We start from the raw sequence: 25,138 nt of genomic DNA on the forward strand, positions 1-25,138 counted from the left end.
CAAGACGTATTGTCTTGTGGTTCCGACAAGTAGAGCTCTTTTTTAATTGGTAGAAGTTATCATGCAATGATGTTTTATGTAGCTTTTATTTAAAGCGGGATTGAATCTCCTCGATGAGAAGTTTAGCTCCTTCTGGGCTAAGAACAATTTTCCCGTTTGCCAATGACAGGTTATCATCTGTTGATTCCCCAGTAATTTGGCATGCCATGTTTGGCTGATACTTCTTCAGGATGACTTTGTCGTTGTCTACGTAGATCTCCAAAGGATCCTTAATGTTAATATCTAGTGTTCTGCGTAGCTCGATTGGGATAACAACCCTACCTAGCTCATCTACTTTTCTTACAATACCAGTAGATTTCATTTACTTCCCCTCCTCATTCTTGGCCCATTTCGTCAAAATTCGACACTATTCTTTGCTATATAGTAGCAATATTTCCTAAAAGTGTCAACGATTTTTCTTTCAATAACACAAATTATAGGAAAATTTTATGAATTTACATACTTTATTACCCTATAATATCATTAACTAAACAATTTTTTGCAAAAAAAGTTTTAAAATTTTCCTGAAAAAGTGAATTTTTTAGTTCTGGTAAATTGGAAAAACGCTCGCAGTGTAATTTGGGTTCATTTTGCTTATAATTCTACTTATAGTAGACTTTTCTATTGCTATAGGATGGAAATCTAGTTTAAAAATAGTTACAATAGAAGAATCATGATAGGAACGAGGAGGTAATTTCATGAATGACAAGAAAACATTTTATATCACAACACCAATCTATTATCCAAGTGGTAAATTACATATAGGACATGCGTATTCAACCGTTGCAGGGGATGCGATTTCCCGTTATAAGCGGATGCGTGGATATGATGTGATGTATTTAACAGGCACGGATGAACATGGCCAAAAAATTCAACGTAAAGCAGAAGAAAAAGGTGTTACACCACAGGAATATGTAGATGAGATTGTTAGCGGTATCCAAGACCTATGGAAAAAATTAGAGATTACCAATGATGATTTTATCCGTACGACAGAAGAGCGTCATAAAAAAGTCGTAGCGAAAATCTTTGACCAGTTGGTTAAACAAGGTGACATTTATTTAGATCAGTATGAGGGCTGGTATTGTACTTCCGATGAATCATTCTTTACGGAACGTCAATTAGTCGATGGTCATTGTCCTGATTGTGGTGGCAAAGTTGAGATGGTAAAAGAAGAATCGTACTTCTTTAAAATGAGTAAGTATGTTGATCGTCTTGTACAGTATTATGACGAACATCCAGCATTTATTCAACCAGAAAGTCGTAAAAATGAGATGTTAAATAATTTCATTAAGCCAGGACTAGAGGATTTAGCAGTTTCTCGGACAACCTTTGACTGGGGTGTTAAGGTTCCGGGTGATCCGAAGCATGTTATTTATGTGTGGATTGATGCATTAAGTAACTATATTACGGCCCTTGGCTATGGCACAGATGATGAAACGAAATTCAAGAAGTACTGGCCAGCTGATGTACATTTGATGAGTAAGGAAATCGTTCGCTTCCATACGATTTACTGGCCGATTATGCTAATGGCACTTGATTTACCACTGCCGAAAAAAGTATTTGCCCATGGCTGGATTTTGATGAAGGACGGTAAAATGTCTAAGTCTAAAGGGAATGTTGTTGATCCCGTTAGCTTAATCGATCGCTATGGTCTAGATGCCCTTCGTTATTATTTATTACGCGAAGTACCATTTGGTTCTGATGGCGTGTTTACACCAGAGGGATTTGTCGAGCGTACCAATTTTGACTTAGCAAACGACCTAGGAAATCTCTTAAATCGTACGGTTGCGATGATTGAAAAATATTTCGATGGCGAGCTTCCAGCCTATCACGTAGCTGAAACAGAAGTGGATGAATCACTAGAAGCGGCAATTAAAGAAACCATTACACAAGTGGAAGAATCGCTAGAGGATATGCAATTCTCTGTAACCCTATCATCGATTTGGCAATTAATAAGTAGAACGAATAAGTATATCGATGAAACAGCACCATGGGTACTAGCAAAAGACGAAGCCAACCAAGCAAGACTTGGCAATGTCATGGCCCATCTAGCCGATTCCCTGCGAATCATTGCGGTTATGCTACAGCCGTTCTTAACTAAGGCACCAGCGGAAATTTTCAAGCAATTAGGTGTTCAAGACGAATCCTTAAAAGCGTGGGATAGTGTGTATGAGCTTGGCCAAGTGAAAGCTGGAACAAAGGTTGAAAAAGGAGCCCCAATCTTCCCGCGTCTAGATGTGGAGGAAGAGGTTGCAGCCATTAAAGCAATGATGCAAGGACCACAGGTAGTGGAAGAGACGGAAGAAAAACTAGCCGATCAAAAGGCAGAAATCGTTTATGATGATTTTATGAAGCTAGACTTGCGCGTGGCGGAAGTTATTCATGCCGAAAAAATGAAAAAAGCAGATAAGCTGTTGAAGCTACAACTTGACTTAGGATCGGAAAAGCGTCAAGTAATCTCTGGGATTGCTAATTTCTATTCGCCAGAAGAGATGGTTGGTAAAAAGGTTATTTGTGTAACGAACCTAAAGCCAGTTAAATTACGCGGCGAATTGTCTGAAGGTATGATTCTTTCCGGAGAAGATGAAGACGGAAAGCTGTCCCTTGCGACAGTAGAAGCGTCGTTACCAAATGGTTCTGTTGTAAAATAAAAGGAGAATAGGTCAGCATGCTACGGATGTAGACGCTTGACCTTTTCTTTTGGAAAAAAGGAAGGATAGAAATGTTATTTGACACACATGTTCATGTGAATGCAAGACAATTCATGGAAGACCGTGATGAAGTGATTCAGCGCGCCTTTGATGCAGGGGTAACGTATATGGTCGTTGTCGGTTTTGACCGGGAGACGATTCCACTCGCGATTGATATTGCCGAGCAATATGAGACGATTTATGCAGCGGTTGGCTGGCATCCGGTTGATGCGATTGACATGACGGATGCGGATTTAGCGTGGATTGAGGAATTAGCCAGTCATCCGAAAGTCGTGGCTATTGGGGAAATGGGCTTGGATTACCATTGGGATAAATCGCCAAAGGATGTGCAGAAGGCTGTTTTCCGCAAGCAAATTCAATTAGCCAAAAAAGTGAACATGCCGATTATTATTCATAATCGCGAGGCAACAGAGGATATCATCACAATTTTGCAAGAGGAAGATGCCGCACAGGTTGGCGGGATTATGCATTGCTATAATGACTCGGCAGCATATGTGCAGACTTGTTTGGATATGAATTTTTATATTTCGTTAGGTGGTCCAGTAACGTTTAAGAATGCCCCTCTACCAAAGGAAGTAGCGGCAGTTGTTCCATTAGATCGTCTACTAGTAGAAACAGACGCACCATTTCTAGCACCACATCCAAATCGGGGCAAACGGAATGAACCTGCTTATGTAAAGTTAGTAGCGGAAAAAATAGCCGAAATACGAGATGTTTCACTAGAAGAATTAAGTGAAAAAACAACCGAAAATGCCTTTTCGTTATTTCGGATTAAGCCATAAAATAGTAAAATTTAACCAAAAACGCAACGATTTATTCATAAAATAGACCAAATTGACTAGAGAAATTCTAGTCTTTTTTTGTGCTTGTAACAAAGTCGATAAATCCTAGTAATAGCAAGGGTTTATTGCAGATTTCGGTTCTAGTTAAAACCCTATTTTCCGCTACTTTGTAATAAATTTGTAAAATAACCGTAATCCTATAAGCATTTACTTTGCATACTAGTGTTTATATAATCAATTCGAATAAGGAGGCAAGATGCATGCGAATTTTTTCAAAGCTATTGCCGGCCTCGAAACAGAAGCTGGTGATTTCAAGTATTGGCATAGTAGTGCTGTTAGCATTTGCTAGTTTCATACTATTTCAGGCAACGCAAGCCGAAGTGGTAGTAGCGGAAAATGGCAAAGATAGGACTATTGACACACATGCAGATACGGTAGAAGAACTGCTTGCAGAAGCAGGAATTACAATTGGAGAGCATGATGTTATTTCACATGACTTATCCGCTGCAATTACAGATGGAATGAGAATAGAATATCTAGCAGCTAACGAAGTAGTTGTTTCCATAGATGGCAACGAGGAAGTTTATTATACTGTTGCCGGTACCGTAGAAGAATTTTTAAACGAAAATGAACTTACTGTCTCAGAACATGATGAAGTATCACAAGCATTAGATGCTACTATTAAGGATGGCTTGAAGCTAACGATTAGTAAAGCATTCGAAGTAACGATTCAAGATGGCGGAGAAGAAGTCAAGGCTTGGTCCACAGGTGGTTCAGTTGCAGACGTATTAGCTGCTAATGACATTACACTTGCTGAGCTTGATCAGGTTAAGCCGGCTAAAGACGAAGCTGTAACAAAAGATACAGCCATCTCTATTGTTCGAATTGAAAAGAAAACAGAAGAAGTTACCGACACAATTGCTTTTAAAACGGAAACCCGTACCGATAGCTCGATGACCAAAGGGCAAGAGAAGGTTCTTGCTGCAGGTGTAGAGGGAGAGGTCGTAAAGCAATACGAGGTAACCTATGAAAATGGAAAAGAAGTAAAGCGTGAATTACTGGAAGAAGAAGTAATTAAAGAAAGTGAAAATCGTGTAGTTGTTGTTGGTACGAAGCAACAAAACCTTGTAACACTTTCTTCTGGCAGTGAGCCTGCTGGTGGAAAAGAATTTACGATGACAGCGAGCGCATTTACAGCGGAATGTTCCGGATGTTCTGGGTTTACGACAACCGGGATTAACCTAAATGCTAATCCAAACATGAAAGTAATTGCTGTTGATCCTAGTGTTATCCCACTTGGTACGAAAGTATGGGTACAGGGATATGGAGAAGCAATTGCTGGCGATACTGGTGGTCATATTAATGGGAATCGAATTGATGTCCATGTACCAACCAAAGCCGACGCCTATCAATGGGGCGTTCGAAAAGTAAAAGTTAAGATTATTGATTAGTGAAATCCATGCTCTTGCCATGTTATAGTGGTAAGAGCATATTTATTTTGGAAAAAAGGTGAAACACACGTTGCGAATTAAAGAGGTAATAGTCGTAGAAGGAAAAGACGATACGGTAAAAATTAAATTAGCAGTTGATGCAGATACAATTGAGACGAACGGATCAGCTATAAATCAGCGAACATTAGAGCAAATCAAGCATGCTAAGGAAAAGCGCGGGGTTATTATTTTTACCGATCCAGACTATCCTGGAGAGCGAATTAGACATATTATCGACCAAGCAGTACCAGGATGTAAGCATGCATTCCTAACAAAGGATAATGCACGGGCAAAACATCCGAAGAACAATAGTCTCGGAATTGAACATGCGTCTGTGGAAGCCATCCAGCGCGCATTAGCAGATGTCTATGAAGTGGCAGACATCCAACAAACAGATATCACAAAAGAGGATTTAATCCGTCATCAGCTTATCGGCGGAGCTGGTGCGAGCCAGAAGCGAGAAAGACTTGGGGAATTATTGCAAATCGGACATACTAATGGGAAGCAATTATTAAAACGCTTAACCGTTTTTCAAATATCAAAAGCGCAGTTTGAGGCAGCAATCGAGGAGCTTGAGCAGGAGGACATCCATGGATAAGAAATATATTGCAACACCGGCAAAAACAAAGGAAATTTTAAAAAAATATCAATTCACATTTAAAAAGAGCTTAGGGCAAAACTTTTTAATCGATGCGAATGTGCTTAAGAACATTATTGGTCATGCAGGGATTGATAAATCAACCGGTTCGATTGAAATCGGTCCTGGTATTGGGGCACTGACAGAACAGCTTGCCATCCATTCAGAGAAGGTAGTTGCTTTTGAAATCGATCAGCGCTTACTACCGATATTACAAGATACACTAGCAGATTATGATAATATCCACGTTGTTCATGAGGATATTTTAAAGGCAGATGTGCAAGAGGTAATTAAAGCGAACTTCAAGGACGGGCAGCCGATCCATATCGTTGCTAATTTACCGTATTACATAACAACCCCAATTTTGATGAAGCTTCTGCGGGAACGCCTTCCGGTCGAAAGTATTACCGTCATGATTCAAAAAGAGGTTGCCGATCGCATGGCAGCAGGGCCAAATACGAAAAGCTATGGTTCGTTAACCATTGCGGTGCAATATTATACCGAAGCAAAAGTGGTTATGAATGTACCAAAAACGGTATTCATGCCACAACCAAATGTTGATTCCAGCATCTTAAAGCTCGAAACGAGAGCAGAACCACCAGTACAGGTCTCAGATGAGGAATATTTCTTCACGATTGTGCAAGCATGCTTTGCACAACGAAGAAAAACATTACGTAACAATTTAACAAGTCATTTCAAAGGCACCATTGGTAAGGAACAAATCAATGAGGTGCTAGAGTCCATCGGAATCGATGGCATAAGACGCGGTGAATCATTAACAATGCAGGAGTTTAGTGTGTTGGCGAATGCGTTTTTTGCGTTAGAAAAGTAAGGAATTAGAGGTTGGAGCATAAGTTAAATGAGTAGATAAACAATCCGTGTTTGGATTTTATCTAGTCATATACACTTTTCTCCAGCCTCTTTTATGCTTTTTAGGTCACGAACGTACACAAGCTCCAATCTAACTCTGCCCATTAGCCTTTGAATTAGCACGTATATGACGCTTTACTCATAGTCTATAGGGGAGAATGCTTTTTAATAGCGAAAAGGCTGTGAGGTGGATATATGGAGCGTAGAACAGCAGGTGAATTAGTCACGCGAAAATCGTATCATCATGATTTGTTATTTCGGATTGCTTCTATTCAGGGTGAAAAAGCAATTTTACATGGAGAAGATATTCGCCTAGAAGCTGATGCACCTGTAGCCGATTTGGTAAAAGTAGAAGAGAGAGATTTAGAAAAGAGAAGACAAAAAGGCAAAGAACAAGAAGAATTTTCCTATCGATTATTCCGCCAAGATTACCAGCTTATGAAGGAGAAGCGGGATTATCAATCCACTGGCGGCTATCAATATACGGAGTATTTTCAATTGCCTGCACGTGTACTCCATTTAGACGGGGATCAAACCTATTTACGTAAATGTATTGAACTATATCAACGAATGGGATTACAAGTACATGGCATTCATTTAAACGAGAAAGAGATGCCATTTCAAATCCGGGAGCTTGTTGAAAAAATACAACCCGATATTATTGTTATTACTGGTCATGATTCATTTTCCAGAAGTAAGGGAACGAAGGATGATTTGCGTGCTTATCGGCACTCCAAGTATTTTGCAGAGACGGTACGAGAGGCCCGGAAAATAGTGCCAAATTTAGATCAGCTTGTTATTTTTGCTGGCGCGTGCCAATCACACTTCGAATCCCTCATTCGTGCTGGAGCCAATTTTGCCAGCTCGCCTAAAAGAATTAACATTCATGCGCTTGATCCCGTCTATATTGCTGCTAAAATAGCGTACACACCATTTATGGAAAAGGTTAGTGTATGGGATGCATTACGCAATACGATGACTGGAGAAAAAGGTATGGGCGGCGTCGAAACACGGGGTTTACTGCGAACGGGGCTACCGTATTTGCCCCAAGAAGATGACGAATCATTGGGGTCAACATCAACGGAGGAATAACCACGATACCAACTGGCTACCCCCGAGCAGTTAGGTATTCTTTTTTATCGACATGCATACTTCGATAAAAAAGATACATATTTTGTTAATAATTTGTAATAATAACAGCAATAGGCGGAATTTAGTTGTTGACAGCAAAAAAGATATATTGTTATAATATAATATTTTATTTGACTTTTAAACAAGCTTGTAGTATAGTTAAATAACAGTGAGGTGGAGTGTATTGGCTAAAACATTAATCGAAATTAAGCAAGGTCTTGAAGGTCAGATTGGAAAGCGATTAACTCTAAAAGCAAACGGAGGCAGACGGAAGACGATTGAAAGATCGGGAGTATTGGCAGAAACATATCCCTCTGTATTTATTGTGGAACTTGACCAAGATGAGAATGCTTTCGAACGTGTTTCATACAGCTATGCAGACGTACTAACGGAAACAGTAGAACTTAACTTCAACGATGAACATACTAAAGCAATGTTATTGGATCAGTAACCATCTTCGGATTACTGATCCTTGTTTTTGTGAAAAATTATTCGATTATTTAAATAACGGAGGAGGTACAGTAGTATGGATACATTGGTAACAAAATCTATTCATGAAATTTGGATACAAATTGAACAAGCATTAACAGAAAACAAAGCACCATACGCCACCACGACCGGTACATATGCCATTCATCTAGTAGACGCCCCTGTAACGTATCAATTATCCTTTGCAGATGGAACGGTAACGATAACAAATGAAACAAACGTAAAGGCAGACTGCACCTTGAAAATGGACAGCAAAACCTTCCGTAAATTTTTACAAGGAAATTTAATTAGTATGACAGCCTTTATGACGGGAAAATTAAAAGTAGACGGCAACATCGGACTAGCACTAAAGCTAGAAAAAATACTACAACAATATTCGTTTTAGGATACTTTAGTGGAGGCGGGATATCGTCCAAATCATTCCAGGTGGTATCCAATTGGTGAAAACACGCCTGATTAAAGTCACTTCCTCAATAGTACGTAACCACCCTGAACCCCAAGTTATCATGAGTGACATAGGCAGCTTGGCTCTGAAATCGGGATAAATTTCCTGTTATCCCTAGATATTACTCGGTTAGAACGCCCGAGTGATGTAGAAACTAGGGATGTCGTAACAAGTTTTAACAGGAAAGGGGTTGTTCTTTCGTGGGGAGACGTGGAGGCATTATGTCTGACCAACTGAAAGAAGAAATTGCAAAAGAGTTAGGCTTTTACGACACGGTGCAAAAAGAAGGTTGGGGCGGAATTAAGGCAAGGGATGCCGGGAATATGGTTAAACGTGCCATTGAAATAGCCGAGCAAAACATGCAGAGCAGATCCTAAACGGTCTGCTCTTTTCTTTGGGTGGCTTTTGGTTAATAAATTGTCCTGTTTGTTGCCTGTTATGTGGTAGTAGAAAATTGGAACATCAGTAGATATGGCGAGACATCAGCAGATATAGCCAAGTATCAGCAGGAATTAGAAAACATCAGTAGATATAGCCAAATATCAGCAGGAATTAGAAAACATCAGCAGATATGGCCAAGTATCAGCAGGAATTAGAGAACATCAGCAGATATAGCCAAATATCAGCAGGAATTAGAAAACATCAGCAGATATGGCCAAAATATCAGCAGGAATCCCACAGCAACATCACCACGCTCTCGTGTAACACCCCCCAATATCCATTCTCCTGTCGCTTCAACTTTTAATATATGTTACAATTTCCATACATGAATAAAGTAGGTGACGGAGATGACTCATTTTGAGAAGGCGCCTGCGAAAATCAACTTATCTCTGGATGTTTTACGGAAGCGTAATGATGGTTATCATGATGTGGAAATGATAATGACAACGGTTGATTTGGCAGACCGAATTGAGTTAAATACCTTACAAGAAGATCGGATAGAAGTTTCCTTGTGGAGTAGGTATGTACCGAATGATGAACGGAACTTAGCTTATAAAGCAGCTAAGGCATTTAAAACGAAATATAATATTTCCAAAGGGGTCCATATTAAAATTGAAAAGGTCATCCCAGTGTCAGCGGGTCTAGGTGGTGGAAGTACAGATGCTGCTGCTGTCTTACGGGGGCTTAATCAACTATGGAATGTTAATGCAACGATCGCTGAGCTTGCGGCATTAGGCGGGACGATTGGTTCGGATATTCCTTTTTGTGTATATGGATCGACTGGTATTGCTAGAGGTTTTGGGGAAATTATTGAAACATTACCCTCGCCACCCCCTTTTTGGGTTGTGTTAGCAAAACCAGATATTGGCGTCTCGTCGAAAACGATATTTCAAAAAGTGAATGTGGACGAGCTCATTCACCCGAATACCAATGCGATTATTGAATCCTTGTATGAAAAAGATTTCGCCAAGCTATGTGCGAATATCGGAAATTCCTTAGAATCGATTACGGTTTCCCTTCATCCTGAAGTACAACGAATTAAAGAGAAAATGGTACAGGCTGGTGCAGCTGGCGTACTCATGAGTGGAAGCGGTCCAACCGTATATGGTCTTGTGGAGCAACAAAGCAAAGCACAACGAATTTACAATAGTATGCGTGGGTTTTGCCAAGATGTCTATCTAGTTCGATTAATCGGTTGAACTACTCACCACTTAACACCCTTGCGGGTTGTTTGAAGATTGGACTTGTCCTGTTTGCCACAACCATCACGATAGAGATATAAATGCCAGCAAAAATATATCGCCCACCGACATTCATCTCCCCCTTATCATTGGGCTACGCCCTTCACCTGATGGAAGAGGGAGTCTTCTGTCGGGAAATGATAAAACTTGCTAAAGTCGTATGTTGATGGTATGTTTAGAGGAAATAATTCGGTTTTTGGGGTGAAAAGTATGAGGAGAAGTGCAAGATTAGTCGCCTTAACACAGCATTTTCTGGAAAATCCAAGAATTCACAAGAATTTACCATCATTTTCTGAGATGTATAATGCGTCGAAGGCATCGATTAGTGAGGACTTAGATATTATCGATCAAATGTTTCGAGCAGATGGAATAGGCTATCTAAAGAGAACGGCAGGATCTGCTGGTGGAGTTATGTTTATTCCCGAGTCCACGGTGGAAAAAGGGGTAGCATTTGTTGACCAGCTATGTGAGCGCTTAAAGGATCCCGTTCGAATACTTCCTGGTGGCTATTTATATATGAGTGACATCTTAGGAGAGCCGAATACAATTCGTGAAATTGGACGAATATTTGCATCTCGTTTTGCTAAGCTTGACATAGATGTCGTTGTAACGGTTGCAACAAAGGGGATTCCGCTTGCTTATGCAGTAGCATCGTTCCTAAATGTACCGGTTGTCATTGTAAGAAGGGATCCAAAAGTAACAGAAGGATCATCTGTTAGTATCAATTATGTTTCTGGCTCCTCCAAAAAAATCCAAACCATGGTGTTACCGAAGCGAAGTTTGGAAGAAGGCGCTAACGTCTGTATTATCGACGACTTTATGAAGGCTGGTGGAACCATTAACGGTATGGTGAGCTTGCTAGAAGAATTCAGTGCCAATGTCAAAGCAATAGGTGTTTTAGCAGAAGCGGATGACGACGAAGAAGAACGTTTAGTGGAAAATTACATGTCTTTAGTTAAAATCTCTAATGTTGACCTAAAAGAAAAAACGATCGCAGTCCAACGAGGCAACTTTGTAGAACGATCATAGACGAAATCACAACCTTTTCCCGGGAAAAGGTTTATTTTTTTACCTTTTTGTGTAAATAATTAAACTTTTTTCAATTTTAAGCAGGAATTCTAGAATATTTGTAGAATTAACATAAATAACTTACATACGAAAAGGTGGTGAATCAGCATGGAAGTAACTGACGTAAGATTACGCCGTGTCAACACGGAAGGTAGAATGCGCGCAATAGCTTCTATTACGTTAGATCAGGAATTTGTCGTTCATGATATCCGCGTTATTGACGGAAATAATGGATTATTTGTAGCAATGCCTTCAAAACGAACTCCTGATGGTGAATTCAGAGATATTGCACATCCGATTAATTCTAATACCCGATCTAAAATTCAAGACGCTGTATTAGAGGAATATCGCCGTGCAGGTGAAGAAGTGGAATATGAGGAAGCTGGGGCATCCTAAAATGAAACCCTTTACAACTAGAGGTCTAATCTCCAAAAAGATTAGCCTTCTTTTTTTGTTCCCCTGATAAAACACCCTATTTTCTATTTTACAGGGCTCTCTATCGGTTGAAATCAACCGTTTTTTAGGATATAGTCATAATGGATAAATTGATAATATAGTAGGTTTGTGTACTTACTATCTAACATATTCTAGTAGGAGGGTCCCCTCGTGTCAAAACGGTATGCAATTATACTTGCAGCAGGGCAAGGCACCAGAATGAAATCGAAGCTTTACAAAGTTCTTCATCCAGTATTAGGAAAACCAATGGTTGAGCATGTCCTAGAACAGGTGAAGGCAATTGGTCTAGAAGAAATTGTGACCATTGTTGGATTCGGCTCTGATCAAGTGAAAGAGCATCTTGGAGAAGAAAGTAAATTTGTGTTACAGGCTGAGCAATTAGGAACAGGTCATGCCGTGATGCAAGCTGAATCACTTTTAAAAGATAAAGAAGGCACGACGATTGTTGTTTGTGGTGATACACCATTAATTACGAAAGAAACCTTCCAAAAACTATTTGATCACCATGAAAAAGCGGGGTCAAAAGCAACGATATTAACAGCTAAAGCACCAAATCCAACTGGATATGGACGTGTGATTCGAAATGCGCAAAATGAAGTAGAACGCATTGTAGAGCAAAAGGATGCGAGTCCTGAAGAGCTATTAGTAGATGAGATTAACACGGGTACCTATTGCTTTGATAATCAAGCATTATTTGAAGCATTGCAAGAAGTATCCAATGACAATGCACAAGGTGAATATTATTTGCCAGATGTAATTGAAATCCTAAAGAACAAATCAGAAAAGGTTAGTGCATTTTTAACGCCTAATTTTGATGAGACGTTAGGTGTTAATGATCGTGTTGCATTAGCCCAGGCTGAGAAAACGATGAAATTACGGATTAATGAATATCATATGCGAAATGGTGTATCGATTATCGATCCGGATAATACGTATATTCAACCAGACGTTGTGATTGAACAAGACGTTGTCATTTATCCTGGCTCTATGATTTCAGGAACCTCTGTTATTAAAGAACGTGCCATTATTGGACCTAATAGTGAAATTACCAACTGTGAAATCGGTGAAGAAACGATCGTGAAGCAAAGCGTTGCAACCAATAGTAAGATTGGCAACCGTGTTAATATCGGTCCGTTTGCACACATTCGACCAGAGGCCAATATTGGTGACGAAGCGAAGATTGGAAACTTCGTAGAAATTAAAAAAGCCGAGTTAGGTCACGGAAGTAAAGTATCTCATTTAAGTTATATTGGAGATGCGCAAGTTGGAAGCAATGTGAATGTTGGTTGTGGTACAATTACAGTGAACTATGATGGAAAAAATAAATACTTAACAACAATTGAAGATGATGCATTTATCGGCTGTAATTCGAATTTGATTGCGCCAGTAACCATTGGAAAAGGATCCTATGTTGCTGCGGGTTCAACGATTACGAAGGATGTACCATCAGAAGCCCTATCAGTAGCTCGTGCACGACAATCGAATAAAGAAGGCTATGCAACAAGAATCAAGAACAGACAAAAGGATAAATAATAACGGAGGGTTTAGTTCATGTCTCATTACCAAAAATCAAATATGAAGGTATTCTCACTTAATTCTAATCGTAAACTTGCGGAAGAAATCGCAAGCCATATTGGAATCTCATTAGGAAAATGCACCGTAACAGCTTTTAGTGATGGTGAAATTCAAATTAATATTGAAGAAAGTGTTCGTGGTAGTGATGTTTATGTTGTTCAGCCTACCAGTACACCGGTAAACGAGCATATGATGGAACTATTAATCATGTTAGATGCTTTAAAGCGTGCTTCTGCAAAATCTATTACGGTTGTGATGCCTTATTATGGTTATGCTAGACAGGACAGAAAAGCAAGAGCGAGAGAACCGATTACGGCAAAACTAATAGCCAATCTATTAGAGACAGCTGGATCAAATCGTGTTATCACACTTGATTTACACGCACCACAAATCCAAGGCTTCTTTGATGGCCCAATTGATCACTTGCAAGGTGTTCCATTATTATCGGATTACTTCGAGGCGAAAAACTTTGATGATTTAATCATCGTTTCACCTGATCACGGTGGTGTAACGAGAGCTAGAAAAATGGCAGATCGATTAAAAGCGCCAATCGGTATCATTGATAAAAGAAGACCACGTCCTAATGTTGCAGAGGTAATGAACATTGTTGGTAATATCGAGGGAAAAACTGCCATCCTGATTGATGACATCATTGATACAGCTGGTACGATTACACTAGCAGCCAATGCATTAATTGAAAACGGAGCAAAAGAAGTATATGCATGTTGCACGCATCCGGTATTATCTGGGCCAGCAATTGAGCGCATTGAAAACTCTAAAATTAAAGAGTTAGTCGTTACCAATTCAATCCCACTTCCAGAAGAGAAGATGATTGATAAAATCACACAGTTATCTGTTGCACCATTAATTGGTGAAGCAATTATCCGAGTACATGAGGAACAATCCGTTAGTATTTTATTCGATTAATCACGTTTAAGTACGCTGCTTTAAGGGAACATACTATAATACGCACCAAGATTTAGAAAGAAAATTTCATACGAGAAAGTTTGTCACCAAGTCTTGATGATATCTAGTTTACTATTGGAAGGATGATATTAATGTCAGTAGCCTTAAATGCCAAGAAACGAGAAGATCATGCAAAGTCGACAACCAAACAACTTCGTAAAAATGGACAAGTGCCTGCCGTTGTATACGGAAAAGAAAAAGAATCTAAATCGATTGCTGTGAATAGTATGGAATTACTAAAGACAGTTCGAGATGAAGGGAAAAACGCCATTATTTCGTTACAAATTGAGGGAGAATCCCCGGTTAATGTCATGCTTCATGAATATCAAACCGATAATATAAAAGACCTATTAGTTCATGCGGACTTTTATATGGTGAACATGACAGAGGAGATGGATGCATCTGTACCGGTAAGAATAGTTGGCGAACCAGAAAACGGAGTCGTCCAACAGCCATTATATGAAGTACAAGTCCGGGCAGTTCCAACCGATATCCCAACCGAAATTTCAATAGATATTTCTTCTCATAGCATTGGTGATATTATTGCTGTAAAAGACTTACCATCAGCAAAAACATATCAAGTAACAGACGACCCTGACACCGTCATAGCAAGTGTATTAGCACCAAACACAAATGCAGACGTAGAATGTACAGAAGAAACAACCGAACAACCCGAACTAACAGGCGAAGCCCAAACCGAGGAAAACGCAGATTAATAACTAATAATCAACAATACAAAGACAAGAAGAGGCTGGGACATAAGTAAAATGAGAAGATACAAGGACGAACAATGCGCTGATTCAGCGCGAGGAGGCACAGCAGCCCCCGCGGAAAGCGAAGTATATTCCCGGAGCGGGTATCGTGCACCAACGTTCGGATTTTATCTAACCATTAACACTTATGTCCCAGCCCCATTATTATATAGTTACGCCATACATAAGAATAAAAAATAAAGGAAGAAATAAGTATGAAATGTATCGTTGGATTAGGAAATCCCGGCAAAAAATATCAATCTACTAGACATAACATTGGATTCATGGCAATCAACGCCCTACTTAGCCGAAACAACTGGGAACTAAACAAAACAAAATTCAAAGGCAATTATGCCATCGAAACAAAAAACGGCGAGAAGATTTTACTTCTCGAGCCACAAACCTATATGAACCTTTCCGGTGAATCCCTTCGCCCATTAATGGATTATTATGATATTGCCTTAGAAGATGTCCTAGTCATCTATGATGATCTCGACTTACCACCGGGAAAAATCCGCCTGCGCCAAAAAGGTGGCCACGGAGGTCATAATGGCATACGTTCCTTGATTGAACATCTTGGAACAAAGGATTTTAAACGAATTCGAATTGGCATAGGAAGACCTACTACACCAGTACCGGTAGTGGATTATGTGCTTGGGAATTTCCATGCAGAGGAGCAAGAAATGGTACTAGAAAGTATTGATAAAACGGTGGCTGCTTGTGAACGATGGTTAGAAATACCATTTGAAGAAGTCATGAATGAATTTAATGGGTAGAAGCATTACACAAAAGAACAAATTTCTGTTTGCTGTATAAATTAGAACGTTTCGGATAAACCTAGTAAAAATGAGAATTCGAGGTTTATTCGAGGAGGTTTTTCTATGTCTATTGTCTATAAATGTAGGCATTGTGGGCATGTGATAGGTGAATTACAGCAGCAGGTTGTTGATACATCCATGTTAGGATGGAATAAGCTTACAGATGAGGAAAAAAGAGAAATGATTCAGTACAAATCAAATGGAGATGTAGAGATCCAAGCTATTTGCGAAAATTGCGAGGAGTCACTTGGGCATCATCCAGAATATCATGAATTAGATTTTTTTATACAGTAGGATAGCAGGTTCACAAGCTTTGGTTCTTTAAACCAAGGCATTTTTGCGCTTACTAACAGTGGTAATAATGCCATTAAGAAAAAAGCTAGTAAGTTAGTAATGCGTACTTACTCGTAGGGAAAGTCACAATGGGGGTTATTATGTGAAGGGTTTCAATCAATATTTACAATCCAAGGAAGATGTACAATCAATAATTGATGGGATTGATAATGGCTTACAGGAGCAGTTAGTGGCGGGACTATCTGGTTCTGCTAGAAGTATGCTCGTTTCTGCCATCGAGGCAGCAACAAAGCGTCCCATCCTCTTCCTTACATACCAATTAGTACAAGCACAGCAATTATATGATGATTTAACCGTATTTTTAGATGAAGAGTATGTGCACCTCTATCCAGTAAACGAGCTCATTGCTTCTGAGATAGCGATCTCCAGTCCAGAGTTAAGAAGTCAACGGATTGAGTCATTAACAAAATGGTCCGAGATGAAATCTGGAATTTTAATCGCACCAGTCGCAGCGCTGAAGCGTATTTTACCACCACAAAGCTATTGGAGTAACTATCAGCTGCGATTTGTGGAAGGGGAAGAAATAGCGATAGATCGTTATTTAACGGCTTTAGTAGAGATGGGATATGAGCATGCCTCAATGGTTACCTCTCCTGGTGAATTTAGTCGTCGCGGGGGAATTATTGATATTTATTCGGTTACCGAGCCACATCCTATCCGGATTGAACTATTCGATGATGAGGTAGATTCCATTAGATATTTCGATGCAGAGACACAGCGGTCCTTAGACAAACTTCAGGAAGTGGCAGTTGGTCCCGCAACCGAATTGCTCCTAACGGAAGAGGATATTTTAGTTGGTGCAGAACGTTTAGAGGCAGCATTCGGCAAGACATTGAAAAAGATTAAAATAGATGCTGCAAAAGAAGTACTTGTTGAGACGATCGAGCCAGACATTACCCGCTTGAAAAATTTAGAACGTTATCAGGAAATGCAAAAATATATTGGGTTTTTCTATGATAATCCTGCTAGTTTATTAGATTATTTACCTGAAAATGGTCTTATCATGCTAGATGAAATGAGTAGAATCCAGGAGACCGCTACTAATTTAGATCATGAGGAAGCCCAATGGTATAGTAGCCTATTAGAAGCGAATAAAATGGTCACAGATAGCAGATTCTCCTTTGATTGGCATACCATTTGGAATAATATGCATGTGCAACGGGTCTATATGTCGGTGTTTTTACGCCATATTCCCAATACTAATCCACAAAATATCATTAATCTTTCATCCAGATCGATGCAAGAATTTCATGGTCAAATGCATCTATTTAAAAATGAATTACAGCGCTGGAAAAAAGGTGATTTCTCTGTTGTCATCATGGCACCAAACGAATCAAGAGCGGATAAAATTCATTCGATTTTACGAGATTATGATATTGAAGCGAATAATACAACTGAGCTGAATCTCCCAGTCGATATTCCAACGGTTGTCATTGGTAATCTAACAACTGGTATTGAATTACCGATGCATAAGCTAGCACTTATTACGGAAAATGAGTTATTCAAAAAGCGTTCCAAGCGAACACGGAAGAAGCAAAACATTTCCAATGCGGAGCGCATTCAAAACTACCAGGAATTAAAGATTGGCGATTATGTTGTTCATGCCAATCATGGGATTGGGCGTTATGTAGGCATTGAAACACTTGCTGTGAATGATAAGCACAAGGACTACATGCTCATCAAGTATTCTGGTGATGATAAATTATTTGTGCCAATTGATCAAATCGATTTGGTTCAGAAATATGTCGGTTCAGAAGGAAAGGAACCAAAGCTTTACAAGCTAGGTGGAAGTGAATGGACGAAGGTCAAGCGTAAGGTGCAAACCTCTGTTGAGGATATTGCAGATGATCTTATCAAGCTATATGCGGAGCGGGAATCGAGAAAGGGCTTTGCTTTTTCACCAGATGGCGAAATGCAGCGTGAATTCGATGCTGCTTTTCCGTATCAAGAGACAGAGGATCAATTACGTTGTATCGAGGAAATCAAGTCCGATATGGAAAAAGAAAGACCAATGGACCGCTTGCTTTGTGGGGATGTAGGATACGGAAAAACCGAAGTGGCAATCCGAGCGGCATTTAAAGCGGTAGCCGATGGTAAGCAAGTCGCAATCCTTGTTCCGACAACCATCCTGGCCCAGCAGCATTATGAAACCATTCGGGAGCGATTTCAAGATTACCCAATCAATATTGGGTTATTAAGTAGATTCCGAACACCAAAGCAACAAAAGGAAACGACAGATGGCTTGCGATGTGGGCTTGTGGATGTCGTGATCGGAACCCATCGCCTGCTTTCAAAGGATATTGAATACCATGATCTTGGTTTATTAATTGTCGATGAAGAGCAGCGTTTTGGTGTGAAGCATAAGGAAAAAGTGAAGCAATTAAAAACCAATATTGATGTGTTAACACTAACGGCAACACCAATTCCTCGTACATTGCATATGTCAATGCTTGGGGTTCGTGATTTGTCAGTTATTGAAACCCCACCTGAAAATCGTTTTCCAATTCAGACCTATGTATTGGAATATAATCCCGTGTTAATTCGAGAGGCCATTGAACGGGAAATGGCACGTGGTGGGCAAGTGTTCTTCTTATATAATCGGGTGGAAAGCATTGATAAGATGGCGCGTGATATTGGCATGCTCGTTCCAGATGCACGCGTTGCGATTGCACATGGGCAAATGAATGAAACAGAGCTTGAGAATGTCATGTTTGGCTTTTTAGAAGGGGAATTTGATGTATTAGTCAGTACGACTATTATTGAAACGGGTGTAGATATTCCTAATGTAAATACGCTAATCGTGTATGACGCAGACCGAATGGGACTCAGTCAGCTCTACCAGCTAAGAGGACGTGTTGGCCGTTCGAACCGTGTTGCCTATGCTTATTTTACCTATAAAAGAGATAAGGTATTGACCGAGGTTGCGGAGAAACGATTACAGGCAATCAAGGAATTCACGGAGCTAGGTTCCGGATTTAAGATTGCGATGCGAGATTTATCCATACGTGGTGCGGGTAATTTACTTGGTTCTCAGCAGCATGGTTTTATCGATTCTGTCGGATTTGATATGTACAATCAGATGCTACGTGAAGCAATCGAGGCACGAAAGCTAGGAAAAGACATTGAGGATATCAAGCCATTTGATCCAGAGTTGATCCTATCCGTGGATGCCTATATTCCTGATACGTACATTCAAGATGAAAAACAAAAAATCGATATGTATAAACAGTTCCAAACGATCACCTCTACCAATGATGTAAGTGATTTAAAGGATGAGCTGTTAGACCGCTTTGGTGATTTCCCAACAGAGGTAGAGAATCTATTTATCGTGTCAGAGCTCCGCTGGTTAGCAAAACAAGAACGAATCGAGTCCATCATGGAGAAAAACAATAAAATCGAATTACTCCTAGCAGAAGACCGTAGCCAGCAGGTCGATGGGGCCAAAATATTTGAATTAGCGAATGAATTTGGCCGTGACATCCAACTAGGAACCGAACAGAATAAGCTAAAAGTAATTTATCGCATTACCAAAGAAACAAAATTTAAACGATATGACATCCTAATGGACTTCATTCGAAAAATGGATAGAATCAATCGTTAAAACTATTCAACCTACAAAAAGGATTGAGGAATAACCCGCTAATTCCCAGAGTGGATCAGACGCTGGAACTTTAGTGGGCAAACAGTGGTTTCCCAGCTTCTGGAAAAGCAACAAAGTACGTTTTATTCTGTGATAAAATGGTATTTCATGTATAGTTCTTCCAAGATGATTAATACTATATTACACAACTGGAGTTTAGCGTCACCTGCCCCAAAAAAAGAAAACGAAGGTTGTGTTAAGCCAATAGTGGTTATGGACTGGTTATAGACCTAATCCAAACCAACAAACTCTATCACCATTAGTGCGACATAATAGGCTAAGCTTCGAAACAATTAGGCACCAAAAATCATCATAAGAAAGCGAGGCTTCATTCAATGAAGGCAACAGGAATTGTACGACGGATTGATGATTTAGGTAGAGTAGTCATCCCGAAAGAAATCAGAAGAACTTTACGAATTCGTGAAGGAGATCCATTAGAAATTTTTATTGATCGGGAGGGTGAAGTTATTTTAAAGAAATACTCACCGATCAATGAATTGGGAAATTTTGCAACTGAATATGCACAAGCACTGTTTGATTCCCTACACTTTCCAGTCCTCATATGTGATCGTGACGAAATCATAGCGGTAGCAGGCGAATCCAAAAAAGATTACTTAAATAAAGGCATCGGGTCAAAACTTGAAAAGGCAATTGAAAGCAGAACACAAACCATAGAACAAGAATCAAGCACGATTGAATTATTACCAGGCAAAGAAGAAACCATCAATTCATATTGTATTAGTCCAATTATCGCTAATGGAGATCCGATAGGCTGTGTCGTGATGTATGCAAGAGATGGAGAGAAGCTTAGTGAAGTCGAGCAAAAGGCATTAGAAACAGCTGCTAGCTTTTTGGCAAAGCAAATGGAATAACCGTAAGTGAAGGGCGAAAATTAGTACGGGCGATACTAATTTTCGCCTTTTCCTATGCATTCCGCTGGTACCATATTCGTTTAATCCTGTGCTATGCTATAATGAAGTGGATTTGAAGCAATTGTAAAAGGACGTCAATTTTATGGAAATGAATAAAGTTATGAAAGGCGCATTACTGCTTACAGTAGCTGGTGTCATCAGTAAACTATTGAGTGCAGGCTACCGTATACCATTACAAAATTTAACTGGTGACATTGGTTTTTATATGTATCAACAGGTGTACCCAATTCTAGGGATTGCACTTGTCTTAGCATTATATGGATTTCCAACGGCAATTTCCAAGCTGACGGCAGAGGAAGAGACAATTAGCTATAAAAATTTTATCCTGCCACTGTTGCTTGTGTTAGTCGGGATCTGTTGGAGTATTGCGGTAGTACTATATGTATTTGCTGATTCACTAGCTATGTGGATTGGGGACGACCAGCTTGCTCCTGCGTATAGAATGGCAAGTGCTGCCTTTTTGTTTATCCCGTTTACCGCCTTGTTAAGAGGTGTTTTCCAAGGGAAGGATATAATGAAACCGACTGCTTATTCGCAGCTCGGTGAACAGCTTGTGCGTGTTGCCATTATTATTACTATTGCGGTCTTTGTGGCCATGAATGATTGGGATAGTTATGTAATAGGGACGTTTGCTGGGGTTGCGGCAATCGCTGGTTCTCTAGTAGCGATTAGTATCCTCCTGATTTATTTTAGGAGGCTGACAGTAACTCCTAATGGGGAAAAGCCAATACATTGGAAATATTATCTTAAAAGTCTATTACTTGTAGGTATTGCAGCTTCGCTAAATCATATGCTACTACTTCTCCTGCAGTTTGCAGATGCTTTTACGATGGTGCCCGGACTCCTGGAGTATGGCTATCATCTCCCAGAGGCGATGGAAGCGAAGGGGGTATTTGATCGTGGGCAGCCGCTTATACAAATTGGAGCGGTGCTAGGTTCTGCCTTTGGACTGGCTATAATTCCGTCTTTATCGAAGGATAAACAAACAGAAGCGGAAAGCAGTCTACCAAATCAGGCTAGCCGAAGTGTGTGCCTAAGTATTTATCTAGCTGTTGGAGCGACACTTGGCTTAATGCTAATTTTCCCAGAGGCAAATCGCTTGCTCTATCAAGATAACCAAGGCGATACTAGTTTAACCATCCTTATGCTAGCACTCTTTTTGAGTGCTGTTGCCATTACAACAAGCGCAATTTTACAAGGATTAGGCTACATAAAACGAACAGCAGTCTTTATTGGAGCTGCATTTTTGCTGAAATGGATAGCGAATGGGCTATTGGTTCCGTTGTTTGGTATAACAGGTAGTGCACTCGCTACTAATGTAGCGCTGTTATTCCTGCTTGTCGCTTCCTTTCTGACGGTAAAAAAACAAATAGGAATTCAGTTTAAAAACAAGCTGAACCTAAAGGCATTAAGTCTAGCAAGTATATGTATGAGTGGTTTTTTGGTGGTTGTAAACGTCTTGATTGCGACAGAGGCATTTACGAGACTGGAATTATTCTTTTATATTAGTGTCGTCTCTGTTGTTGGGGGACTTATTTATATCAGTATACTCCATCGCTATCAGGTGTTCACAGAGGATAATGAGCGATGACATCATGGATAACAACAAAAAAATAGGAGGAATTTGGGATGAAGAATCGTATTGAAGTAATCGGGCTCGGTGCAGGCGATATGGACCAGCTTCCACTTGGGATTTACCGGAAATTAACCGATAGCACTAGTCCGATATTTGTGCGGACACTGGATCATCCAGTTATCGAGACATTAGCCGAAGAAGGCATAACGTTTTCTTCGTTTGATTATTTATATGAGCAACAAACAGAATTTGAGTCGGTCTATCACGAAATTGTTCAAGTGCTGCTTGAACAAGCAAAATCCACCGATTTAATCTACGCGGTACCGGGTCATCCAATGCTTGCGGAGAAAACGGTCCAGCTTTTAGTAGAGCAATCGGACGTAGACGTCGATATAATTGGTGGACAGAGCTATTTAGATGCCCTATTTGCTTCGTTGAAAATTGATCCTATTGATGGCTTCCAATTTGTTGATGGAACAGGCTTTAACCGTAGCCAGCTTGATTATCGCCACCATATTGTTTTTTGTCAGGTGTATGATCGGTTTATTGCTTCAGATGTGAAGTTAGCCTTGTTAGAGGATTTACCAGCTGACCACCCGGTAACGATTATTGATGCTGCCGGTAGTAAGGATGAAAAAGTAGTAACCATACCACTGGAGGAATTGGATCATTCGATGGAGGTTAGTAATCTGACGAGTGTGTATATTCCACCAGCGAGCGACAATGTGCTAAATCATACCTTTACCAGACTTCGGGAGGTCATCGCAACACTTCGCGGTCCAAATGGCTGTCCGTGGGATCAAAAACAAACCCATGAATCACTACGGGAATATGCGATAGAAGAAGTTTATGAGCTAATCGATGCGATTAATGAGCAAGATGACGACGGAATCATTGAGGAGCTTGGAGATGTTCTATTACAAATCATGCTCCATAGCCAAATCGGTGAGGATGCAGGCTATTTTACTGTTGACGATGTCATCCGATCAATCACCGATAAGATGATTTTCAGGCATCCGCATGTCTTTTCCGATGTAAACGTGGCATCCGTGGACGAGGTGCTTACCAATTGGGATACCTTGAAGAAACAGGAAAAAGGTGAGGTGCGGAAGTCACTACTTGATGGCGGTCCGAAAAGTCTTCCAGCACTGGCAAAGGCATATAAATTACAAAAGAAAGCTGCCAAAGTAGGCTTTGACTGGGAAGATGTGACAGATATTTGGAATAAGCTGGATGAAGAAATACGAGAAGTGAAGGAAGCCATTGCTGCAAATGATACCGATAATATGGAAAAGGAATTCGGCGATGTGCTTTTTGTACTGGCAAATCTAGCAAGGTTTTATCAACTAAATCCAGAAAATGCACTAAACCTTACCAATAAAAAGTTTATGAACCGCTTTACGTACATCGAAGAACAGCTAAAGCAAAACGGAAAAGACATTACCAAGACCAGTCTAAAAGAGATGGATTTTTACTGGGACCAAGCAAAGGAAAGAGAGTGAAGACAATTGCGTTTAGATAAATTTTTAAAAGTATCTCGATTAATTAAAAGACGTACCCTAGCAAAAGAGGTTGCTGACCAAGGTAGAATTTCAATTAATGGAAAAGAAGCAAAGGCATCATCGATTGTGGCGATAGGTGATACACTTGTCATCCGATTCGGACAAAAGCTGGTGACAGTGGAGGTAACCTCCTTAAAAGAGACTGTTCGAAAAGAAGAGGCAGGATTATTATACAAAATTATTAAAGAAGAAAAAATTGAGGTAGAGTAGTTCTATACTTGTCCCTCCCTTCATAAAGTAGTACGGATAAGGAGGAAGCGGATATGAACTATTATGAAAAAGACAATAGTACAAAGGTCGTTCAGCAGGATCACCAGTTAAAAATTAATAATCGCAGACTATTAGAAATTACTGGTGTGAAAGAAGTCGATAGTTTCGATAACGAAGAATTTTTACTAGAAACGGTCATGGGCTATCTCATCATCCGTGGCCAAAATCTTCAATTGAAAAATCTCGATGTAGGCGATGGTATAGTCTCTATTAAGGGTAAAGTGTATGAGATTTCCTATGTAGATGAGCATCAACAGGAGAAGGCTAAAGGGTTCTTTAGCAAGCTATTTCGATGACGCTTAGTGTCCAGTTCCTAACGATGGCTTCTATGGTAGCTGGAGGTTTTTATCTAGGCATTGTATTAGACACGTTCCGCCGATTTAGTAAGCACTGGAAAAACAAGATTCTGCTTGTATATATGATGGAAATTAGCTTTTGGCTTACCCAGGTATTCATCTTATATTATGTCTTATATTTGGTGAATGCCGGTGAGTTAAGGCTATACGTGTTTGCTGCGTGTTTACTTGGTTTTGCAACCTACCAAGTACTCGCTGCAACACTCTATAAGCGATTACTTGAGTGGATGATCGCTATTATTAAACGGATTCTTCAATTTTTTCATAGGCTCATCTCGACACTTGTTATTGCACCAATTCGCTATATCATCCGGTTGCTGCTTGCCTTTAGTATGTTCCTCTTGAATACGATTCTGGTTATCTGTGGCTTTATTCTAAAAATGGTCTACCTTCCACTTAAATGGATTGCCGGGGTACTCTATAAACTGCTACCAAAAAAAATCAAATTATTTTTACACCATTTAGCAGGATTTTATAGTAAAATACAGAATATATGTAGAAAGTACCTAAGGATTATCTCATCTAAGTGGAGGTGAC

At 39.9% G+C, this 25,138-nt stretch carries 26 protein-coding genes; 25 read left to right on the plus strand and 1 reads right to left on the minus strand.

Going from position 1 to position 25,138, the window contains the following annotated elements; genetic code table 11:
- Positions 1–85: 85 nt before the first annotated feature.
- Positions 86–361 carry an AbrB/MazE/SpoVT family DNA-binding domain-containing protein gene (locus tag JF53_RS03115; protein WP_047980704.1) on the minus strand — a complete coding sequence of 92 codons (276 nt, stop codon included), beginning with the start codon at positions 359–361 and terminating at the stop codon, positions 86–88.
- Between the two features lie 376 nt (positions 362–737).
- On the opposite strand from JF53_RS03115, the gene metG reads away from it, so the two are divergent.
- The 25 genes from metG (at position 738) to yabQ (ending at position 25,137) form a co-directional block, all read left to right on the plus strand.
- A complete protein-coding gene (gene metG, locus JF53_RS03120; protein ID WP_047980705.1) occupies positions 738–2,690 on the plus strand; it encodes a methionine--tRNA ligase in 1,953 nt (650 codons plus the stop codon).
- 71 nt (positions 2,691–2,761) lie between these two features.
- Complete coding sequence (locus tag JF53_RS03125) at positions 2,762–3,532, plus strand: TatD family hydrolase (protein ID WP_047980706.1); 771 nt, start codon at positions 2,762–2,764, stop codon at positions 3,530–3,532.
- Positions 3,533–3,792: 260 nt separating this feature from the next.
- Positions 3,793–4,983, plus strand: coding sequence for a G5 and 3D domain-containing protein (locus JF53_RS03130; RefSeq protein ID WP_047980707.1), 1,191 nt, complete (start codon positions 3,793–3,795; stop codon positions 4,981–4,983).
- Between the two features lie 70 nt (positions 4,984–5,053).
- Positions 5,054–5,620 (plus strand): ribonuclease M5, encoded by a 567-nt coding sequence (gene rnmV / locus JF53_RS03135; RefSeq protein WP_047980708.1) that lies wholly within the window; start codon positions 5,054–5,056, stop codon positions 5,618–5,620.
- Positions 5,613–6,491 (plus strand): 16S rRNA (adenine(1518)-N(6)/adenine(1519)-N(6))-dimethyltransferase RsmA, encoded by an 879-nt coding sequence (rsmA, locus tag JF53_RS03140; RefSeq protein ID WP_047980709.1) that lies wholly within the window; start codon positions 5,613–5,615, stop codon positions 6,489–6,491. Before rnmV ends, rsmA begins: the two co-directional genes overlap by 8 nt.
- 233 nt (positions 6,492–6,724) lie before the next feature.
- On the plus strand, positions 6,725–7,621 hold the full coding sequence (gene yabG, locus JF53_RS03145) for a sporulation peptidase YabG (RefSeq protein ID WP_047980710.1): 897 nt from the start codon (positions 6,725–6,727) through the stop codon (positions 7,619–7,621).
- A 223-nt stretch (positions 7,622–7,844) separates the two neighbouring features.
- The gene (gene veg / locus JF53_RS03150) at positions 7,845–8,111 is read left to right on the plus strand and encodes a biofilm formation stimulator Veg (RefSeq protein ID WP_047980711.1); all 267 of its coding nucleotides are present in this window, start codon (positions 7,845–7,847) and stop codon (positions 8,109–8,111) included.
- A gap of 75 nt (positions 8,112–8,186) precedes the next feature.
- Complete coding sequence (locus JF53_RS03155) at positions 8,187–8,534, plus strand: SCP2 sterol-binding domain-containing protein (protein ID WP_047980712.1); 348 nt, start codon at positions 8,187–8,189, stop codon at positions 8,532–8,534.
- Between the two features lie 260 nt (positions 8,535–8,794).
- Positions 8,795–8,971 carry a small, acid-soluble spore protein, alpha/beta type gene (locus tag JF53_RS03160; RefSeq protein ID WP_047980713.1) on the plus strand — a complete coding sequence of 59 codons (177 nt, stop codon included), beginning with the start codon at positions 8,795–8,797 and terminating at the stop codon, positions 8,969–8,971.
- Between the two features lie 411 nt (positions 8,972–9,382).
- Positions 9,383–10,234 carry a 4-(cytidine 5'-diphospho)-2-C-methyl-D-erythritol kinase gene (ispE, locus tag JF53_RS03165; protein ID WP_047980714.1) on the plus strand — a complete coding sequence of 284 codons (852 nt, stop codon included), beginning with the start codon at positions 9,383–9,385 and terminating at the stop codon, positions 10,232–10,234.
- 28 nt (positions 10,235–10,262) lie between these two features.
- Complete coding sequence (locus JF53_RS18045; RefSeq protein ID WP_157052457.1) at positions 10,263–10,430, plus strand: zinc ribbon domain-containing protein; 168 nt, start codon at positions 10,263–10,265, stop codon at positions 10,428–10,430.
- A gap of 56 nt (positions 10,431–10,486) precedes the next feature.
- Positions 10,487–11,305: a pur operon repressor gene (purR, locus tag JF53_RS03170; RefSeq protein ID WP_047980715.1), complete on the plus strand. Its 819-nt coding sequence runs from the start codon at positions 10,487–10,489 to the stop codon at positions 11,303–11,305.
- 147 nt (positions 11,306–11,452) lie between these two features.
- Complete coding sequence (gene spoVG / locus JF53_RS03175) at positions 11,453–11,740, plus strand: septation regulator SpoVG (protein ID WP_047980716.1); 288 nt, start codon at positions 11,453–11,455, stop codon at positions 11,738–11,740.
- A 210-nt stretch (positions 11,741–11,950) separates the two neighbouring features.
- Complete coding sequence (gene glmU / locus JF53_RS03180; protein ID WP_047980717.1) at positions 11,951–13,333, plus strand: bifunctional UDP-N-acetylglucosamine diphosphorylase/glucosamine-1-phosphate N-acetyltransferase GlmU; 1,383 nt, start codon at positions 11,951–11,953, stop codon at positions 13,331–13,333.
- Positions 13,334–13,351: 18 nt separating this feature from the next.
- Positions 13,352–14,302, plus strand: coding sequence for a ribose-phosphate diphosphokinase (locus tag JF53_RS03185; RefSeq protein WP_047980718.1), 951 nt, complete (start codon positions 13,352–13,354; stop codon positions 14,300–14,302).
- 131 nt (positions 14,303–14,433) lie between these two features.
- Positions 14,434–15,057, plus strand: a complete 624-nt coding sequence (locus JF53_RS03190; RefSeq protein ID WP_047980719.1) for a 50S ribosomal protein L25/general stress protein Ctc — start codon at positions 14,434–14,436, stop codon at positions 15,055–15,057.
- Between the two features lie 251 nt (positions 15,058–15,308).
- A complete protein-coding gene (gene pth, locus JF53_RS03195; RefSeq protein WP_047980720.1) occupies positions 15,309–15,869 on the plus strand; it encodes an aminoacyl-tRNA hydrolase in 561 nt (186 codons plus the stop codon).
- Positions 15,870–15,974: 105 nt separating this feature from the next.
- Positions 15,975–16,205, plus strand: a complete 231-nt coding sequence (locus JF53_RS03200; RefSeq protein ID WP_047980721.1) for an anti-sigma-F factor Fin family protein — start codon at positions 15,975–15,977, stop codon at positions 16,203–16,205.
- A 142-nt stretch (positions 16,206–16,347) separates the two neighbouring features.
- Positions 16,348–19,866 (plus strand): transcription-repair coupling factor, encoded by a 3,519-nt coding sequence (gene mfd, locus JF53_RS03205; protein WP_047980722.1) that lies wholly within the window; start codon positions 16,348–16,350, stop codon positions 19,864–19,866.
- A 374-nt stretch (positions 19,867–20,240) separates the two neighbouring features.
- Complete coding sequence (gene spoVT / locus JF53_RS03210; protein ID WP_047980723.1) at positions 20,241–20,777, plus strand: stage V sporulation protein T; 537 nt, start codon at positions 20,241–20,243, stop codon at positions 20,775–20,777.
- A gap of 142 nt (positions 20,778–20,919) precedes the next feature.
- Positions 20,920–22,428, plus strand: a complete 1,509-nt coding sequence (locus JF53_RS03215) for a putative polysaccharide biosynthesis protein (protein ID WP_047980724.1) — start codon at positions 20,920–20,922, stop codon at positions 22,426–22,428.
- 38 nt (positions 22,429–22,466) lie between these two features.
- Complete coding sequence (gene yabN, locus JF53_RS03220; RefSeq protein ID WP_047980725.1) at positions 22,467–23,915, plus strand: bifunctional methyltransferase/pyrophosphohydrolase YabN; 1,449 nt, start codon at positions 22,467–22,469, stop codon at positions 23,913–23,915.
- A gap of 6 nt (positions 23,916–23,921) precedes the next feature.
- Positions 23,922–24,185 (plus strand): RNA-binding S4 domain-containing protein, encoded by a 264-nt coding sequence (locus JF53_RS03225; protein ID WP_047980726.1) that lies wholly within the window; start codon positions 23,922–23,924, stop codon positions 24,183–24,185.
- 53 nt (positions 24,186–24,238) lie between these two features.
- Positions 24,239–24,541 (plus strand): sporulation protein YabP, encoded by a 303-nt coding sequence (gene yabP, locus JF53_RS03230; RefSeq protein ID WP_047980727.1) that lies wholly within the window; start codon positions 24,239–24,241, stop codon positions 24,539–24,541.
- A complete protein-coding gene (gene yabQ, locus JF53_RS03235) occupies positions 24,538–25,137 on the plus strand; it encodes a spore cortex biosynthesis protein YabQ (protein ID WP_047980728.1) in 600 nt (199 codons plus the stop codon). The genes yabP and yabQ overlap by 4 nt, the downstream gene beginning before the upstream one ends.
- Position 25,138: the final 1 nt, after the last annotated feature.

The organism is Ornithinibacillus contaminans (assembly GCF_001038425.2).
Classification (GTDB): Bacteria; Bacillota; Bacilli; order Bacillales; family Amphibacillaceae; genus Ornithinibacillus; species Ornithinibacillus contaminans.

Excerpts from the sequence above, each read along its gene's own strand:
- JF53_RS03130 (WP_047980707.1), top strand. The coding sequence starts at position 3,793 with ATGCGAATTTTTTCAAAGCTATTGCCGGCCTCGAAACAGAAGCTGGTG.
- JF53_RS03115 (WP_047980704.1), bottom strand. The coding sequence starts at position 361 with ATGAAATCTACTGGTATTGTAAGAAAAGTAGATGAGCTAGGTAGGGTT.
- JF53_RS03190 (WP_047980719.1), top strand. The coding sequence starts at position 14,434 with ATGTCAGTAGCCTTAAATGCCAAGAAACGAGAAGATCATGCAAAGTCG.
- rsmA (WP_047980709.1), top strand. The coding sequence starts at position 5,613 with ATGGATAAGAAATATATTGCAACACCGGCAAAAACAAAGGAAATTTTA.
- metG (WP_047980705.1), top strand. The coding sequence starts at position 738 with ATGAATGACAAGAAAACATTTTATATCACAACACCAATCTATTATCCA.
- JF53_RS03185 (WP_047980718.1), top strand. The coding sequence starts at position 13,352 with ATGTCTCATTACCAAAAATCAAATATGAAGGTATTCTCACTTAATTCT.
- JF53_RS03125 (WP_047980706.1), top strand. The coding sequence starts at position 2,762 with ATGTTATTTGACACACATGTTCATGTGAATGCAAGACAATTCATGGAA.
- yabG (WP_047980710.1), top strand. The coding sequence starts at position 6,725 with ATGGAGCGTAGAACAGCAGGTGAATTAGTCACGCGAAAATCGTATCAT.
- yabN (WP_047980725.1), top strand. The coding sequence starts at position 22,467 with ATGAAGAATCGTATTGAAGTAATCGGGCTCGGTGCAGGCGATATGGAC.
- purR (WP_047980715.1), top strand. The coding sequence starts at position 10,487 with ATGAGGAGAAGTGCAAGATTAGTCGCCTTAACACAGCATTTTCTGGAA.
- ispE (WP_047980714.1), top strand. The coding sequence starts at position 9,383 with ATGACTCATTTTGAGAAGGCGCCTGCGAAAATCAACTTATCTCTGGAT.
- yabP (WP_047980727.1), top strand. The coding sequence starts at position 24,239 with ATGAACTATTATGAAAAAGACAATAGTACAAAGGTCGTTCAGCAGGAT.
- JF53_RS03200 (WP_047980721.1), top strand. The coding sequence starts at position 15,975 with ATGTCTATTGTCTATAAATGTAGGCATTGTGGGCATGTGATAGGTGAA.
- pth (WP_047980720.1), top strand. The coding sequence starts at position 15,309 with ATGAAATGTATCGTTGGATTAGGAAATCCCGGCAAAAAATATCAATCT.
- JF53_RS03215 (WP_047980724.1), top strand. The coding sequence starts at position 20,920 with ATGGAAATGAATAAAGTTATGAAAGGCGCATTACTGCTTACAGTAGCT.
- spoVG (WP_047980716.1), top strand. The coding sequence starts at position 11,453 with ATGGAAGTAACTGACGTAAGATTACGCCGTGTCAACACGGAAGGTAGA.
- yabQ (WP_047980728.1), top strand. The coding sequence starts at position 24,538 with ATGACGCTTAGTGTCCAGTTCCTAACGATGGCTTCTATGGTAGCTGGA.
- JF53_RS03155 (WP_047980712.1), top strand. The coding sequence starts at position 8,187 with ATGGATACATTGGTAACAAAATCTATTCATGAAATTTGGATACAAATT.
- spoVT (WP_047980723.1), top strand. The coding sequence starts at position 20,241 with ATGAAGGCAACAGGAATTGTACGACGGATTGATGATTTAGGTAGAGTA.